Annotated in this window: 15 protein-coding genes; 9 read left to right on the forward strand and 6 right to left on the reverse strand. The window is 73.5% G+C overall.

Features of this window, described 5'->3' with window-relative positions; genetic code table 11:
- Positions 1-44 precede the first annotated feature (44 nt).
- The 6 genes from ACIQKA_RS32010 (at position 45) to ACIQKA_RS32035 (ending at position 4,587) form a co-directional block, all read left to right on the forward strand.
- Positions 45-1,418, forward strand: coding sequence for a cytochrome P450 (locus tag ACIQKA_RS32010; protein WP_402543087.1), 1,374 nt, complete (start codon positions 45-47; stop codon positions 1,416-1,418).
- Between the two features lie 106 nt (positions 1,419-1,524).
- Positions 1,525-2,142, forward strand: coding sequence for an ATP-dependent endonuclease (locus ACIQKA_RS32015; RefSeq protein ID WP_402543088.1), 618 nt, complete (start codon positions 1,525-1,527; stop codon positions 2,140-2,142).
- A gap of 262 nt (positions 2,143-2,404) precedes the next feature.
- Positions 2,405-3,094, forward strand: a complete 690-nt coding sequence (locus tag ACIQKA_RS32020) for a helix-turn-helix transcriptional regulator (protein WP_402543089.1) — start codon at positions 2,405-2,407, stop codon at positions 3,092-3,094.
- Between the two features lie 32 nt (positions 3,095-3,126).
- A complete protein-coding gene (locus tag ACIQKA_RS32025; protein WP_383158290.1) occupies positions 3,127-3,654 on the forward strand; it encodes a DUF3291 domain-containing protein in 528 nt (175 codons plus the stop codon).
- Between the two features lie 11 nt (positions 3,655-3,665).
- Positions 3,666-4,100: a glutaredoxin domain-containing protein gene (locus ACIQKA_RS32030; RefSeq protein WP_383158288.1), complete on the forward strand. Its 435-nt coding sequence runs from the start codon at positions 3,666-3,668 to the stop codon at positions 4,098-4,100.
- A gap of 97 nt (positions 4,101-4,197) precedes the next feature.
- On the forward strand, positions 4,198-4,587 hold the full coding sequence (locus ACIQKA_RS32035; protein WP_383158285.1) for a PRC-barrel domain containing protein: 390 nt from the start codon (positions 4,198-4,200) through the stop codon (positions 4,585-4,587).
- A gap of 58 nt (positions 4,588-4,645) precedes the next feature.
- Here the strand turns inward: ACIQKA_RS32035 and ACIQKA_RS32040 are convergent, their stop codons facing one another.
- Both ACIQKA_RS32040 and ACIQKA_RS32045 read right to left on the reverse strand, forming a co-directional pair.
- Positions 4,646-4,939: a YkvA family protein gene (locus ACIQKA_RS32040; protein WP_383160431.1), complete on the reverse strand. Its 294-nt coding sequence runs from the start codon at positions 4,937-4,939 to the stop codon at positions 4,646-4,648.
- A 158-nt stretch (positions 4,940-5,097) separates the two neighbouring features.
- Positions 5,098-8,199, reverse strand: coding sequence for a glycoside hydrolase family 3 protein (locus ACIQKA_RS32045; RefSeq protein WP_402543090.1), 3,102 nt, complete (start codon positions 8,197-8,199; stop codon positions 5,098-5,100).
- Positions 8,200-8,694: 495 nt separating this feature from the next.
- Here ACIQKA_RS32045 and ACIQKA_RS32050 point away from each other — a divergent pair, with 495 nt between their 5' ends.
- Complete coding sequence (locus ACIQKA_RS32050; protein WP_383160436.1) at positions 8,695-9,420, forward strand: hypothetical protein; 726 nt, start codon at positions 8,695-8,697, stop codon at positions 9,418-9,420.
- 77 nt (positions 9,421-9,497) lie between these two features.
- Positions 9,498-9,902: a hypothetical protein gene (locus tag ACIQKA_RS32055; RefSeq protein ID WP_383429708.1), complete on the forward strand. Its 405-nt coding sequence runs from the start codon at positions 9,498-9,500 to the stop codon at positions 9,900-9,902.
- 39 nt (positions 9,903-9,941) lie between these two features.
- Here ACIQKA_RS32055 and ACIQKA_RS32060 read toward each other — a convergent pair whose 3' ends face one another.
- The 4 genes from ACIQKA_RS32060 to ACIQKA_RS32075 all read right to left on the reverse strand — a co-directional run bounded on the left by ACIQKA_RS32060 (position 9,942) and on the right by ACIQKA_RS32075 (position 15,019).
- A complete protein-coding gene (locus ACIQKA_RS32060; protein WP_391096777.1) occupies positions 9,942-10,967 on the reverse strand; it encodes a DUF5954 family protein in 1,026 nt (341 codons plus the stop codon).
- A 276-nt stretch (positions 10,968-11,243) separates the two neighbouring features.
- Positions 11,244-12,383: an AI-2E family transporter gene (locus tag ACIQKA_RS32065; RefSeq protein ID WP_383429704.1), complete on the reverse strand. Its 1,140-nt coding sequence runs from the start codon at positions 12,381-12,383 to the stop codon at positions 11,244-11,246.
- 113 nt (positions 12,384-12,496) lie between these two features.
- Positions 12,497-13,369, reverse strand: a complete 873-nt coding sequence (locus tag ACIQKA_RS32070; protein WP_402543091.1) for an NEW3 domain-containing protein — start codon at positions 13,367-13,369, stop codon at positions 12,497-12,499.
- Positions 13,370-13,585: 216 nt separating this feature from the next.
- Complete coding sequence (locus tag ACIQKA_RS32075) at positions 13,586-15,019, reverse strand: Gfo/Idh/MocA family oxidoreductase (RefSeq protein ID WP_391096775.1); 1,434 nt, start codon at positions 15,017-15,019, stop codon at positions 13,586-13,588.
- Between the two features lie 436 nt (positions 15,020-15,455).
- Here ACIQKA_RS32075 and ACIQKA_RS32080 point away from each other — a divergent pair, with 436 nt between their 5' ends.
- Positions 15,456-16,028, forward strand: a complete 573-nt coding sequence (locus tag ACIQKA_RS32080; protein WP_402543092.1) for an SMI1/KNR4 family protein — start codon at positions 15,456-15,458, stop codon at positions 16,026-16,028.
- The last annotated feature ends 267 nt before the right edge of the window (positions 16,029-16,295 follow it).

Below are 16,295 nucleotides of genomic sequence, written 5' to 3' on the forward strand. Positions count from 1 at the left end.
CTGGTGGAGAATCACCGCAGGCGACGACCGAGGGGGAACCGTCCATGACCATCACCGCCGGCACCGAAGCGCCCGAGCTCGCGGGACTCCCGCTGCTCGGCTCCCTGTTCGACCTCAAGAACGACTCCCTGGCGACCTTCCTGCGCGCCCGGCGCGAGCACGGGGACGTCGTGCGGATCACCGCGGGGCCGCCCGGCATCCGCGCCACCGTCTACGGAGTCTTCTCCGCCGAGGGAGCGCAACAGGTCCTCGCCGGGGAGTCGGCCAACTTCCGCAAGGACAACGCCTTCTACCAGGAGGTCCGCGAGTCCTTCGGCAACGGCCTCCTCACCAGCCAGGACGAGGACTACCTCCGCCAGCGCCGGCTCGTCCAGCCCCTCTTCACCCGCCGCCGGGTCGACGGCTACGCCGCGGCCGTCGCCGCCGAGGTCGCCGCCCTCACCGCGGAGTGGCGGGAGGACGGCGACGGGTCCGTCGACGTCCTCCAGGAGATGGCCCGGCTCGCCCTGCGCGCCGTCGCCCGCATCCTCTTCGGCACGGACGTCGACGCGGCCGTGCGGATCGTCGAGCGCAGCTTCCCCGAACTCGGCGCCTACGTGCTGCGCCGCGGCTTCTCCCCCCTCAACGTCCCCCGCAACTGGCCCACCCCCGGCAACCGCCGGGCCGCCACCGTCCACCGGGCGCTGTACGAGGTCTGCGACCGCATCATCGCCGAGCGCCGCGCCTCGGGCCGGGCGTCGGACGAGGGCGACGACCTCCTCACCCTCCTCATCGGCGCCGAGAGCGCCGAGGACGGCAGCTTCGACGCCACCGAACTGCGCGAGCAGGTCCTCGTCTTCCTGCTCGCCGGGCACGAGACCACCGCCACCTCCCTCGGCTTCGCCCTCCACCTGCTCGGCCTCCACCCGGAGGCGCAGAAGCGGGCCCGGGAGGAGGTCGACCGGGTCCTCGCCGGCCGCACCCCCGGCGCCGCCGACCTCGACGCGCTGCCCTACGTCACCCAGGTCCTCAAGGAGGCCATGCGCCTCTTCCCCGCCGCCCCGGTCATCGGCCGCCGCGCCGTCGCCGCCACCGAGATCGGAGGCGTCGCCGTTCCGGCGGGCGCGGACGTCGTCGTCGCCCCCTGGGTCACCCACCGCCACCCGGACTACTGGGAGGACGCGGAGCGCTTCGACCCCGACCGCTTCACCCCCGAGGCGGAGGCGGCCCGGCCCCGGTACGCCTGGTTCCCCTTCGGCGGCGGCCCGCGCGCCTGCATCGGCCAGCACTTCTCGATGCTGGAGTCGGTGATCGCCCTGGCGATGATCCTCCAGCGGTACGGCTTCGAGGCCGTCGACACCGAGGTGCCCCTCACCTCCGCGATCACCCTCCAGGCGGCGGGCCCGGCCCGCTGTCGCCTCATCCCCAGGGAGGCGTGACCACGGCGACGAGGACGGCCCGGTCCCCGCGCGGGGACCGGGCCGCGCCGTGCCGGGGCCCGGACATTCGGTGCCGTACCGGCCGGCGGAAGTGCAGACTCGTCCCATGGCGGACAGGGACGCGTTCCGGGACGAGGTCGGCCGCTGGGCCGCGGGCGGCCCCGGCGGCGCGGCGGGGGAGCCGGCTGCGTCCCTGGGAGTGCGGACGGCGGTGCTCCTGGCGACGCCGAGCGACCTCGCGGCCGTCGAGACGCTGGCCGCACGGCGCGGCCGGGACCTCGCCGCGGACGGCGTGTGCGCGGTGTCGATGGGCGGGGCGATGAACATCGCACGCTACGCCGGTCTCCTCGGGCCGCCCGGTCTGGGCCCGCGCCTGACGGGACTGTGCGACGAGCGCGAGCGGAGCTTCTGCGACCGGGGTCTGCGGAGGGCCGGGGCGCCGCTGGACGGCGTCTTCGTCTGCGTGGCGGACCTGGAGGACGGACTCGTCCGCGCGCTCGGCCCGGAGCGGGTCGAGGAGATCATCCGGGCGGAGGGCGACCAGCGGGCCTGGCAGACCTTCCCGAACCAGCCCGCGCAGCACGGCCGGCCCCGGCGGCAGCAGCTGCGGCGCTTCCTCGGCACGAAGAAGGACCGCAAGATCCGCTACGGCCACCTCCTGGTGGAGGCCCTCGACGCCGGACGGGTGCCGAGCCCCCTCGACGACCTCCTGACGAGTCTGTGAGGGGCCTCCCGGCCAGTCCGTGAGCGCGCCCCCGATGAGCAGTCGGCGTCCGGCCTCCCGGCGAGTCCGTGAGCGATCCTCCGGCGAGCAGCCGGCGCCCGGCCTCCTGACGATTCCGTGAGCACCCCCGACGAGCAGCCGGGCCCGACTCCTGCCGGACCCGTGACCGCCGGGCGGCACCGCTTCCCGGTCGGGCGGCACCACTCCCCGGTACGGAGTCCGCTTTTCTATCTCCCATCAGCGTTGTTCATAGAATGGGCGGGTGGAAGACATCGATGCGATCGCGGCGTTGCAGGATCCGGTGCGCCGCCGCCTGTACGAATACGTGGCGGCCCAGGGCCGCGAGGTCGGCCGCAACGAGGCCGCCGAGGCCGCCGGGGTGGCGCGCACGCTCGCCGCGCACCACCTGGACAGGCTGACCGAGGCCGGACTCCTGGAGAGCGGCAGCCGCCGCCTGACGGGCCGTTCGGGTCCGGGGGCGGGCCGCCCGGCCAAGGTGTACACCCGGGCGCCGGGCGAGCGGTCGGTGTCGCTGCCCGCGCGCGACTACCGCACCGCCGCCGAACTCCTCGCCGAGGCCGCCGAGCAGGCCGGTCTCGACGCCGGGCTCCGTGCGGCCGCGCGCCGCCGGGGCGAGGCCCTGCGCGGCCCGGCGGCACCCTGCGGAGCCCTCGAAGAGGCCATGGAGGTGCTGGCCGCCCGTGGCTACGAACCGCACCTGGAGATCCCCGAGGACGCCGAGGGCGCGGCCGGGGCGGACGCCCGTGTCGTCCGCATGCGCAACTGTCCCTTCCACGCCGTCGCCGAGAGCTTCCCGCCGCTCGTCTGCGGCATGAACCTCGCCCTCCTCGAAGGGCTGCTCGGCGCGGACGGCCCGGTGCGCGCCCGCATGGACGCCCGGCCGGGGGAGTGCTGCGTGGTGGTCGAGGATTCTAAAAACAACGATCATTGACATAGAAAAGCGGGCCGTGCTGAGATGAGGCCATGACCGCCTCCCCGCACGCCGCCCACCTCGCCCAGCTCAACGTCGCCACGCTCCTCCACCCCTTCGGCGACCCGCGCGTCCAGCCCTTCGTCGACCTGCTCGACCCGGTCAACGCCGCCGCCGACGGCGCCCCCGGCTTCGTGTGGCGACTCGTGGAGGAGGGCGCGGCCGACGCCACCGGTCTGCGCCCGGCGGGCGAGGACGTCATCGTCAACCTGTCGGTGTGGGAGAACCAGGAGGCCCTGTGGGACTTCGCCTACCGCAGCGGGCACCTGGAGGCGATGCGGCGGCGCCGCGAATGGTTCGCGCGGCACGTCGAGGCCCACCTGGTGCTCTGGTGGATCCCCGCCGGCCACCTCCCGACCGTCGACGAGGCCCTGGGGCGGCTGGCGGACCTGCGCGCGCACGGCCCGTCCCCCCGCGCCTTCACCTTCGCCTCCTCCCACACCGCCGCCGAGGCCGCCCGGCACCTCCGGGACGCACCGGCGGGAGACACCGCCGCCGAGCCGTCGGGCGCCTCCCGATAGCCTGCGTCACCATGACGCGCCCCTGGACCCTCCCGCTGCTGTTCCTGCTCTGCGGCTCCGCCGTCGCCGGCGCGGTCCTCCGGGAGAGGCCCGGCCGGGCCGCGGCCGTCCTGCTGCTCTTCGTGTTCCTCGCGGTGGCGCACTCGTCCCTGGTCTTCCCCCGGTCGGTCTCCGCGGAGGAGGCGCGGCGCCTCGGCGCGGTCGACGGACGGCCGATCGTCTTCTGGCGGCCGGGCTGCCGGTACTGCCTGCGCCTGCGCGCCCGGCTGGGCCGCGACGCCCGCCGGCTGCACTGGGTCGACATCTGGCGCGACCCCGAGGGCGCGGCCGAGGTGAGGGCCGTCAACGACGGCGACGAGACGGTGCCGACCGTCCTCCTCGCGGGCCGGCCGTACGTCAATCCGGATCCCCGGTGGGTCCGCGCGCGGCTCTCCCCGCCCGAGTGATCACGGACCCCGGTCCCACGGGTGTGCGTCCCGATCCGCGGGGCAGGCGGTCCTCCTGAGGCCGGAACGGCACGTCCGAGACGAGGGAGTGAGCGACATGGCGGAGAACGTGTGGAGCTACGGGCAGGCGTTCGGCCACCTGGTGGGCACGGACCTGAGCGGCTGGCGGGTCGAGGCGACCGACGGGCACATCGGCAAGGTCGACAAGCACTCCGACGAGGTCGGCGACGCCTACCTGGTCGTCGACACCGGAGTGTGGATCTTCGGCAAGGAGGTGCTGATCCCGGCGAGCGCGGTCACCCGGATCGACCTGGAGGGCCACGCGGTGCACCTCGGCCTGACCAAGGAGCAGATCAAGAACGCGCCGGAGTTCCACTCCGACAAGCACCTCGCCGACCAGCAGTACCGCGAGGAGATCGCCGTGCACTACCGGACGGGCGGGCCCTTCGGCGGCGGACCGCTCGGCGGCGGTCCGACCCTCGTCTGACCCGGACCGGACACGACGGGGTGGCCCCCGCCCTCAGGGCGGGGGCCACCCCGTCGTGTCAGCCCTTCAGCTCCTCGCCGCCCGTCCTGCCCCTGGCCGCCGCCGAGTGCAGCGCCCGCAGGGCCAGCAGGAGGACGCCGACGTCGTCCAGGTAGACGGGGTCGGGGATCAGGTCGACCGGCGACACCGTGTACACCACGGCCGCCCAGAACAGGGCCTTGGACTGCAACGGGACACCGGCGTCGAGGAGCAGCTTCCGGGCCCGGAAGACGCGTACGAGCAGAACGGCCGCGTACCCCGCCACCACGAGCGCGAGAACCGCGACCACCACGATCCAGAAGGAGCTGTCCATACCGCTCTCCTACCCCGTGCCTCTCCCGCATGCCTCCGGACCGCACCGATCGTACGGTCCGCCGGGCGGACACCGGGAGCCGACCGGCGCGCCCTCCACGGGGAAGGGGCCCTCCCCGCACCCGGGAAGGGCCCCTCGCACACGTCGTGACCGCCGGCTCAGGCCGCCGCCGCCCGGTACGCCGTGGTCAGCCGCGCGACCGCGCCCGTCAGGTCACCCGTGAGCAGCAGCCGGTCCGCCTCCGCGAACGGCTCGGCCGTCGCCGGGGTGACGTCCTGGCCGATCTCCTTCTGCACGACGTCCCGCGCCCGGGACAGCAGCTCGCGGCCCTCCGGCGACGTCCCGCGCCCGGCCGCCTGGAGCACCCTGGCCGCGACCCCGATCGCCTTGAGCGTCAGCTCGCCCCCGACCTGCGGGACCGGCCGGGTCGTCAGACCCCAGCCGAACGGGAACTGCGGATCGTACGAGGCGTCACCGACGTTGATCGGCAGCTGCGCCTCCGACTTCGGCCAGGTCACCGGGAGCTGGCCGGTGAACGGCCGGGTCCCGTAGAGGACGTCCGCCACGCCGTCGCCCTCGGTGCCGGGCAGCCAGGAGGCCACCAGGGCGTCGATCGCCCCGAGCCGGTCGCCGATCAGCTGCGGCCGCCCGGAGACGACCAGGACCGCGCACGGCATCGCCGCGCAGACCTTGTCCACCGCGGCCTTGTCCGCCGCCGTCAGCTCCAGGTCGTGGCCGTTGCCCACGTCGCCGATGCCCTCGGCGTACGGCGTCTCGCCGACCACCACGACCCCGACGTCGTACCCCCCGGTCGCGGCGGAGGCGTCCTTCGAGTAGGCGATCCCGGCGTCCGGGGCCGCCTTGCGCATGCCTTCGAGGATCGTCGTGCCGGTCGTGTTCCGGCCGGACGAGCCCTGCCAGCTGATGGTCCAGCCACCGGCCTGGTTGCCCAGGTCGTCGGCGTTGGAACCGGCGACGTACACCTTCTGCGACTTCTTCAGCGGCAGCACGCCGCCGTCGTTCTTCAGCAGCACCTGCGACTTGGCGACCGCCTCCCGCGCCACGGCGCGGTGCGCGGCCGAGCCGACCGAACCGAGGTGGGTGGTGTCGGCGTACGGCTTCTCGAACAGGCCGAGCCGGAACTTCTGGGTCAGGATCCGCGCGACCGCGTCGTCCACGCGCGCCCGGGAGACCCGCCCGGCCGTGACCTCCTCCGCCAGGATCCGGGTGAAGTCCTGGTAGTTGGTCGGCACCATGATCATGTCGAGGCCGGCGTTGACCGAGGTCCGCACGTCGCTCGCGTAGTCGCCGGGGATCTGGTCGATCGCCTGCCAGTCGCTGATGACGAAGCCCTCGAAGCCCATGCGGTCCTTGAGGACGCCGTTGATCATCTCGGCGTTGGCGTGCATCTTCACCGGGCCCTTGTCGTCCCCGATGACGTCGAGCGAGGAGTACGAGGGCATCACCGTGCCCGCCCCGCGCTTCACCGCCTCGGCGAACGGCGCCAGGTGCACCGCCTCCAGCTCCTGCCGGGTCACCCTGGTGACGCCCTGGTCGATCGTGTACGAACCCGTCGTCGACGACCCGAACTCCGTGCCGCCGTCGCCGACGAAGTGCTTGGCGCTGGTGAGGACCTTGTCGTTGCGGTGCAGGTCCGCGCCGCTGCTCGCGCCCTGCATGCCGTCGATGACCGTCTCCATGGCCTTCACCAGGGCCGGGTCCTCGCCGAACGCCTCGTACGAACGGCCCCAGCGCTCGTCCCGGGTGACGCACACGCAGGGCGCGAAGTCCCACGGGATGCCGGTGGCCCGGACCTCCTTGGCGGTGACCGCCCCGGTCCGCTCCGCGACCTTGGGGTCGCGCCCGGCGCCGATGCCGATGTTGTGCGGCATGATCGTCGCGCCGATGACGTTGTTGTGCCCGTGCACCGCGTCCACGCCGTAGATCAGCGGGACCTGGAAGCGGGTGGCCCGCGCCCGGAGCTGGTAGGCGTCGATCATCTTCGCCCACGCCTCGGGCGTGTTGGGCGTCGGCACCGAGCCGCCGCCGGAGAGCAGCGAGCCGAGTCGGTAGGAGGCGATGTCGCCCTGCGACCGCAGCGCGTTGCGCTCGGCCTGCGTCATCTGCCCGACCTTCTCCTCCAGCGTCATCCGCCCGAGGAGGTCCGCGACCCGCTTCTTCACCGGCAGCCGCTTGTCGAGGTACGGGAGGCCGTGCGCGTCCACGACGACCTGCGGCGTCTCGGCGGGCGCCTTGGCTCCGGTCACGTCGAGCGCGAGCGGTATCGTCTCGGCCTCCTCGGCCGAACCGTCCTTCTTCGTCGCCACGGTGACGGTCCGCGAGGTGCCGGACGGAGTGCCGGCCGGGAAGGTCAGGGTGCCGCTGACCGGCGCGTAGTCCTTGCCGGCCTCGGCGGTCCCCTTCCCGGTGGCGTACGCGACGGTGACGGGCTCGCCGATGGGGCCCGAACCGGTGGTGGCCACCGTCACCTTCACCCGCGCGCCGCCGCCCTCGGCCACCGGGTACACGGCGGCGTCGGTGATCACCCTGGTGTTCAGCGCGGGCTCGGCCCTGCCGTACAGCTCCACCCCGTCGAGGGCGAACTCGCCGGGGGAGCCGGGCGGCAGGGTCAGGGCGTAGCCCCACATCTCGCTGAGCCCGAGGACCTGGTCGATGCCTCCGACGGGCTGGTAGTCGGCCCGGTACTGGAACTCGGAGAACGGGATCTCGACGAGGTGCCAGCCCTCCCAGTCGTCGGTGAAGGACGTGGTCCACAGCTCGGACGCCTCGCCGTTGGCGCCGCCGTCCTTGAGCTCGAAGTTGATCCGCTTGCCCGAACCGGGCGGCAGGGGCGCGGTGTTCTGGCCGTACCACCAGAAGCGGATGCCCTTGAAGGCGGTCCAGTCGTGGGCCGGCCGGTCGAAGGCGAAGTCGTGGGTGAACCCGCCCCAGCCGCTGATGTCGAACGTGCCCTCCAGGACCTTGGAGCCCTCGGGCGCGTCGGCGCGCTCGGCGAGCCGCAGCGCCGGGTGGTCGTCGGCGTCGCCGCCCCAGGTGAAGATGCCCTCGGCCGGCGGACTGCCGAAGGGGACCTCGCCCTCGAACCGGTCGACGGCCACCGGCACGGGCTCGTCGGCGGCGGCGCTCGGCAGCGCCCCGGCGAGCAGCCCGCCGAGCACGGCGCCGGCGGCGACCACCGCGGTCGCGGTTCTGCCCCGGACGCGGTTCCCGAAGCGGTTCTGGTGTCTGGTGCGTGGCATTGCGGCTCCTTCGGTGCGGGGTGCGGTGGTGCGGAGCGGTGCGGGTGCGGTGGCGCGGAGGGGCGGGCCGGACGAAGTCCTTCGATCACTTCACGAACGCGGTGCGGGACCGTGGAGCCCGTCTCGGCCCCGGCGTCCGGGGCCCGGGGAGCGGGGGCGCCGTCGTCCCTCCCCACATGGGAAGTCGGCGATCGTGGCACGGCATCGGGGCCTCCGCGTCGAGGGACGACATCGCTGTCGGAACCGCTCTGGAAGCGCTCTCAGCGCGGTGCGGGCGAGTCAACCGTCAGCCCGTCACGTCGTCAAGAGTTAACACCGACAACGACCGAAACACGGGGTGCTCCGGCCATGCCTTCCCGGCGGCATTCCCCTTGTGTTCAAAGCCTGAACGTTGAAAGGCTTCTGACGGGCCGTCCCCGTCGGCGGGAGCACCGACATGGGCATGGCGAGGTTGCGGCTAGGGTGCTGGTCGACGACGAAGGGGGAGCCGGCTCCATGACGTTTCCGCATCCGCAGGCGCAACCGCACCCGCCGCACCATCCGCAGCAGTACCCGCCTCCACAGCCGTACCCGTACGCGCACCAGCAGCCGTACGGGCCCGGACACCCGGTGGCGGCCGGCTGCGAGGTCTGCGGAGCGCAGCCCGCGATCCCCGTGACGGTCCGCGCCCACCAGGGCATGATCGTCATCATGCGCACGGTCACGCGGCGCGGCGCCTTCTGCCGCACGTGCGGACTCGCCGTCTACCGGCAGATGACCTCCGACACCCTGCTGACCGGCTGGTGGGGCCTCTTCTCCTTCTTCGTCACGCCCTTCGTGGTCCTGGGGAACGCCTTCGGCGCCCGGGCCGCCCTGCGCCGGCTGCCCGAGCCGTACGGCGCCGTGCGGCCCCCGCTCCACCCGGGCCGACGCGTCCTGCGCCGGGCCCCCGCGATGCTGATCCTCACCCCGGTCGCCCTGCTCGCCCTGGCGGTCCCCGCCCTGCTGCTCCTGGGGCTGCTCACGAGCGGCGGCGGTCCCGTCGCGCTGTCGGTGGGCGATTGCGTGCGCAACGAGGCCGACTGGCCCGAGCAGCGGTTGCAGAAGGTGGACTGCGGGTCCCCGCTGGCCGAGTACCTGGTGCTGGACGAGGCGTCCTGCGGCCCCGGCGACTACCTGCTGTACCCCGAGTACGTGACCGGCTCGCCCGGACGGCCGGGCTCCTGCGTCACGCCCCGCTGACGGACCGGCGCGCGCCGGCGACGCGAAGGAGGAACGCCGTGGAGCGGCACGCCCCGTTCGTCCGGTTCCAAGGAGTGGTGAGGCATCCGCGAGGACACTTCCCCGGTGTCTTCGTACTCGCCAACGAACTGGCGGCGCAGGGCCGGCTGACCGAGGAGCAGTACCGGTTCTGGAGGGCCGGCAACGACTGGTACGACGCCCACTACACCAATCCGACCCGGGTGGACCCCTCCGTGTACGACCCCCGGGTGCACCCGGGCGCCGTCGCCTGGTTCAAGACGTCCGCCCGGCACCTGATCGAGCGCGTGGACGGCTACCTGGAACTCCTCGCCGCCCACGGCGTCGAGTGCCGCCGCCTGGAGTCCTGGGACCCCGGCAGGATCCTCTACGAGGACGAGCACCAGGTCGTGGTGGCGGCGGAGGCGCCGGACGCGCCCCGGCCCGGTGCCGCCGCTCCGGACGGCGGCACCGGGCCGGGGTAGGGAACGGCCGGGCGGCCGGCGCGGGCCCGTCCTCCGCGCCTACTGGTCCTCGTCGTAGTGCAGGGTGCCGTCCTCGTCCATGCGCGGGTGCATCTTCGTCGGCCCGTACTCGTCGATGTCCGAGGGGCGCGGCCCCTCGGGGCCGTCGGGGCCGAACCGGACCATCCGCTCGACGCGGCAGATCCGGAACTCCCTCCCGTCCACCCGCACTTCGTCGGAGCGTTCGGCGGCCCGGAACAGCTCGCCGGCCCGCCGGTACCGCTCCCGCCGCTCGTCGTCCCACTGGTACAGGCGGGCCCACAGATCGGTGAGGCAGTCGTACAGGCCCCGACGGGCCTCGTGCGGGGTCGGCGCCGGCGAGCCCTGCGGCTGCCAGACGTCGCCGGCCCGTTCCACGACGCCGAAGCCGACGGGCAGCATGGCGATGTCCGGATGGGTGGTGACCGCCTTCCGGGAGTCGGCCCGGACGGCGGAGGGGTAGCGCTCGCCGACGTAGTGGAACTCCCGCAGCCCGAGCCGCAGGGCCTCGGCCATCAGCCCGCGCGTCCTCTCCGGGTCGAGCACGGTGCCGGTGTCGAGGCAGCGGTCGGCGCCGGTCTGCCGCTCCCAGACCCGGAAGACCGGCTCGGGATCGGTGGGGCGCGGCGGCTCCAGGCCGTCGGGGCCGGTGCGCGCCACCTCGTCGCCGCGCACGATCCGGTACGTCGTCCCCAGCACGACGAGTTCGTCGACCGGTTCCCGTTCGAGGACACGCACGGCCGCGAGGAGTTCGCGCCGCACCTCCGGGTCGTCGGTGTCGTCCTTGGCCCGGAAGAAGAACTTCGACTGCAGGCCGTCACGGGACTGCTGCGGCATCCCGTCCAGCAGCGGCATCACCACCCGCCACGGGGAGTCCGCCCCGGCCTCCCGCGCCGCCACCCCGAACAGCGAGCCGCGCACGGCGAGCCCCGGATACCGCACGGCGGCCTCGGCGGCGTCGGCCTCGGTCACCCAGGCGACGGGATCGCCCTCCCGCACCAGCCCCGCACGCATCTCGTCCAGGCGTCGCTTCCAGTGTTCGTCCATGCGCGCATTGTGGTGCCCGACCCGGTGTGCGGTCCGGTGATCGGCCCATCGGCTCAACTTACGGGTGACGGAAGAAAGCGTTTCGAGTCACCGCAGACGCCTTTCGGCCGGTGTCGGGACCGGCCGCGAGCCGCCCGGCCCGTGGGGTGGCCGTCGGGCGGGGCCGTGGAGCGGAGGCCGACGCGCGCGGTCTCCCCCGCAGCGAGGGCGCCGGTCCGGCTCCGGCCGGCCCCGCCCGTACCCCCGCGCGGGCCGGGGGACCGGCGGGAGCGGGCCCTACGACGGTACGGCGGCGGTGTGCGGTTCGCCGGCGTCCGGCCCGTCGGTGTCCGGCTCGGGCTCCGGATCGGCCGGGGGAAGGGCGAGCTGCTCGCGGAGGTAGTTCCAGGCCACCGAGACCAGCGCGGCCGCGGGCACCGCGAGGAGACTGCCCACGATGCCGGCCAGGCTGCCGCCCAGCGTCACCGCGAGGAGGACGACCGCCGCGTGCAGGCCGAGGCCGCGGCTCTGGATCATGGGCTGGAACACGTTGCCCTCCAGCTGCTGCACCACGACGATGATCGCGAGCACGAGCAGCGCGTCCGTCAGGCCGTTCGACACCAGCGCGATGAGGACCGCGACCAGACCCGCGAACAGGGCTCCCACGATCGGCACGAACGCGGAGACGAAGGTCAGCACGGCCAGGGGGAGCACCAGGGGCACGTCGAGGAACCACAGGCCCAGGCCGATGAACACGGCGTCGAGCAGACCGACGAACGCCTGCGAGCGCACGAACGCGCCCAGGGTCTCCCAGCCGCGCTCCGCCACGACGGGGACGTCGGTGGCCAGACGGCCGGGAAGCTGACGGGTCAGCCAGGGCAGGAAGCGCGGGCCGTCCTTGAGGAAGAAGAACATCAGGAAGAGCGCGAGGACGGCGGTGACGAGGCCGTTGAACACCGTGCTCACCCCCGTGACGACGGTGGTGACCATGCTGCCGACGCTGTCCTGGACCCGCGCGACCGCCGCGTCGAAGGCGCTGGAGATCTGGTCGTCCCCGATGTTGAGCGGCGGCCCGGCGGCCCACTCGCGCAGTTTCTGGATGCCCTCGACCACCCCGTCCGCCAGCTCCCCGGACTGGGAGGCGACCGGCACCGCGATCAGGGCGACGATGCCCGCGACGGCGACCAGGAAGAGGACGGTGACCACGGCCGCGGCCAGGGCGGGGGGCCAGCCGCGCCTCCGCAGGAAGCGGGCGAAGGGCCAGGTCATGGTGGTGAGGAACAGGGCCACTATGAGCGGCCAGACGACCGACCACATGCGGCCCAGGATCCACAGGGACACCGCGGCCATCAGCAGCACCAGCAGCGACTCGGCGGAGACGCGTGCTGCCGTGCGCAGTGCGGCGGCGGTCTTCGTTGAACTCAACGTGGCAGGCATGGGGCTCACCCTAATGAACCACCGTCCCCCTCCTCCCCTCTCCTCCCTCCCGTCACCGCCGCCGCTTCCGCCCCGGACGCCGGGCACGTCCGGGGCGGGAGCGGGGGTGGGGATCAGGGGGCGAGGGCCAGGTCGAAGAGGTGGATGCCGCCGTTGCCCGGCAGCACCACGAACTCCACCCGCTTGGCGGGGTCGAGCGGGATCGAGTGGGCGAACACGCGGTACGCGATGCCCGCGTTGCCGTACCCGGTCGGCCGGTTGCGCCCGTCGCTCGACGCCACCAGGGTCGCCCCGTGGGCGTTCGCCGGGTCGAACGACCAGTTCGGGAAGCCGAACGAGCCGCTGCTGCTCGTTCCGTCCGCGTAGTACACGGTCGCGGTGCCCGAGGCCCCGCTCGTGACGCCCGAACCGAGGAGGACGAGCCTGCTGCCCGTACCCCTCAGGGCGACGGCCTGGCCGGCGGCGGAGACGTTGTCCGGGGTCCCGCTCGGCACGTCCGGCCAGCGCAGTGCGGCGCCCAGGGCGCTGACGGTCCCGCCGGGACGCAGCCCGGCGTCGGCGAGCTTCTGCGCGGAGAAGCTGTTGCCCTCGCCGTCGTAGTTCCCGGGCTTCGTGTCGCCCTCGTCGGTCACCCCCACGTTGTTGTACGCGGCGGCCAGGTTCGCCAGGGGAGTGCCGCTGTGCTGCGTCCTGGTGCCGGTGGCGGATCCGGCTCCGTCGCCGCCCCGGTAGGCCGCGGTCGCGGTGAACGCGCGGACGGTGAAGCCGGGGCGCCGCTCCGGCACCCGGATCCGGAAGGTGGCCTCGGCGGAGGCGCCCTCGGCCAGGGAGCCGTCCACCTGGAGGACGGAGGGCTGCACGGCCCAGCCGACCGGCCCTCCGAAGGACACCTTCAGCGAGCGCATGCGCTCCGGTCCGGGATTGGTGACGGTCACCTTCACCGTCGAGATCGCCGGGCCGTCCAGGTCGACGGGGGAGATGGTCACCGTTGTGGCTGTGGCTGTGGCTGTGGCTGTGGCTGTGGCTGCGGTCGCGGACGGGGGCGCGGCCGAAGCCGTGGCCGGGAGGAGCGCGAGCGCGCCCGCCGCGACGACGGCCCCGAGCGATCGGATCAGTCCTGCTGGTCTCACGTACTGCTCCTTCACGGCGGTGGCGCGGGCAGGGAGGGGAGGGGCGGGGCGGAAACGGGGACGGGGACGGCCTCAGACGACGGGGGGCATCTCGGTGGCGCGCGAGTCGAGGCCCGTGCGGAGGTTGACCCAGGCGCCCCGGGTGAAGTCCGGTATCTGCACGGGACGCCCCTTGGCCGCCAGGGACATGACACTCAGCGGGACGGGGGCGCACCAGGCCGCCGAGTCGTAGACGTCGATGTCGGGCACGAGGCCCGCCCGCATGAGCTGCACCGTCCGCCACTGGAGGACGTAGTCCATGCCGCCGTGCCCGCCGTTGTTCTCCGCGTCGTCGCCGATCTTCTTCCACAGCCAGTGGTCGAACTCCTTGCGGTAGGAGCCGAAGTCCCGCCAGGAGTGCCCGCCGTGGTCCGGCTCCACGTAGACGCGGCCGCCCCCGGAGGACAGCACGCCCGCGTAGTCCTCGAAGATCCCCCGGCTGCCCGCCAGGGAGTTGATCCGGCTGTAGGGCCGCGGGGAGCTCACGTCGTGCTCGGCGCGGATGATCCGGCCCTTGGCCGTCTCGATCAGACAGGTGACCAGGTCGCCGTTGACGTACGTCTCCTTCCACGAGGGGTGGCTCCTGGGCACGAACCGCTCCCGGTAGTCGGCCAGGCCCTTCGGCTCGGTCGCCGTGGCGCGCAGCGTGGTCATGCGGTCGCCCCGGTTGATGTCCATGGCGGCGGCGATCGGCGCGAGGCCGTGCATGGCGTAGAAGGAGGCGGTGCTGCGGGTGTGCCACCGCCGCCGCCACGCGTCGGTGTAGTACGTGTCGGAGAACAGCAGCTCGCGCAGGTCGTGCAGGTAGCCGCCGTGACCGTTGGTGACGTCGCCGAACAGGCCTTCGTGCGCCATCTTCAGCATGGCCAGCTCGTTGCGGCCGTAGCTGCAGTTCTCCGAGAGCATGAGGTGCCTGCGGGTGCGCTCGGAGGTGTCGACGAGGTCCCACAGCTCGTCCAGCTCCGTGGCGATGGGCAGTTCGACGACGACGTGCTTGCCAGCGAGGAGCGCGGCCCTGCCCTGCGCGTAGTGGAACTCCCAGGGCGTGGCGATGTAGACGAGGTCGACGTCGTCGCGCCGCAGCATCTGCGTGTACGAGTCGGCCGAGCCGCCGTACTCGGCGGGGCGCGGCTTCCCGGCGGCGGCCAGGCCGTCGGCGACCCGCTTGGCGCGGTCGGCGCGCACGTCGCAGACGGCGGTGACCGTGCAGCCGGGGACGACGGACCAGCCCGTGGTCATGCCGGCACCGCGGTTGCCCAGACCGATCACGCCGACGCGCACCGTCCGGTGGACGTCGTAGGGCACGTCGACCATGGACTTCTGGCCCGGCCTGCGGCGCGGCGAGGGCGCCGCCACCACTGCGGCGGCCGCGTCGGGGGCGGATCCCACCCCGGCCGCGAGCGCTCCGGTGGTGGCCAGGGCGCCTCCCAGGAGCAGGCGGCGCGAGACTGCGGGGAGTTCTGACATGGGTTCGACGCTCCTCAGGACATACGGCAGCGGACGCGTGACGACTCTGACGGGGCGATCAGGTGCGTGTCAATAGGTGCTCAATGAGGGCCTGTTGTAAGCAGGATCGCGCAACAATCATCGAGTTTCACGCATGAGGCCGCATCGGGAGCACGGGAACGGCCTCCGGAACCACGCGACGCCGGGGGCGCCGCCGCACGCGGACGGACGGCACGGCGAGCACCCGCACGCGCTCGTCCGGGGCGACGTCCGACGTTCTGCGGCCCCGAGCCGCTTCGTCGCGCACCGGGGGCGCGGCGGAACCCGGGCGCGCCCGTACGGCCGGCGCGGCGAACGGGCCCCCGTGCCGTCGCACGCGTCGGGCCCCATGGCCCCCGGCGTCCCGTACCGAGGGCCGGATCGGGCCGTCCCTCCCGGGTCTTGCACGATGACCGTCATGAACACGGAAACCTGTGACCCGGCCGAGTCGGCCGCCCTCCGCGAGATCTTCGCGTCACGCCCCGAGACGGTGCCGCCGGCCGGGTGGGAGGCGGTGCGGGCCTTCGAGGCGGAGCACGGCATCGTGCTCCCGGAGCCGTACCGCACCTTCGTGGCGGAGGTCTGCGACGGCCTGCGCGCGGGGCCGCCCTCCTACGGTCTGCTGCCCTTCGCCCGGATGCCCTCGGACTGGGGGGCGGGCCGCCCCGAGCGGCTGCTCGCCGAGCCCTTTCCGCTCACGGGGGCGTGGCTGTGGGCGGAGGACGAGGAGGAGCTCTCCGAGGAGGAGTTCGACGCCCGGACGGACCCCGTGTACGACCACGGCTCACTGGTCCTGGGCACCGACGGCTGCGGCATGTACTGGCACCTGGTTGTCACCGGCCCGCAGCGCGGTCACGTCTGGCTGATCGACGAGAACGGCGCGATGCCCTTCGGCACCCGGCCGGGTGACTCACCGATGCCGGGCCCGCCCGGGTTCGCGGGGTGGGCGGCCCACTGGGCCCAGGGCCGCTCCTGGTTCGCGGACGCCTAGGGCGTGTGTCGAAAGTGGCGCCGTCTGCCCGGAGGGCAGGCCCGGCGGTGTCCGGTGCGTGCGATCGCAAGGCGGAGGGTCGCCCCGATACCGGTGGTATCGGGGTGATCCCGACGACGCGGCCGGGGGTGCCCCCGTGCCCGCAGGGCTACGGGGGAGTGCGTGCCGGACACCGCCGGGCAGGCGGGACTTTCGACACACGCCCTAAAGGGTGTTGCAGAAGGTCGGGTTCGGACAGGCCTGAATGGCGTTTGACCTGCCATTTCA

This window comes from Streptomyces sp. NPDC092045, from assembly GCF_044756005.1.
Taxonomy (GTDB): domain Bacteria; phylum Actinomycetota; class Actinomycetes; order Streptomycetales; family Streptomycetaceae; genus Streptomyces.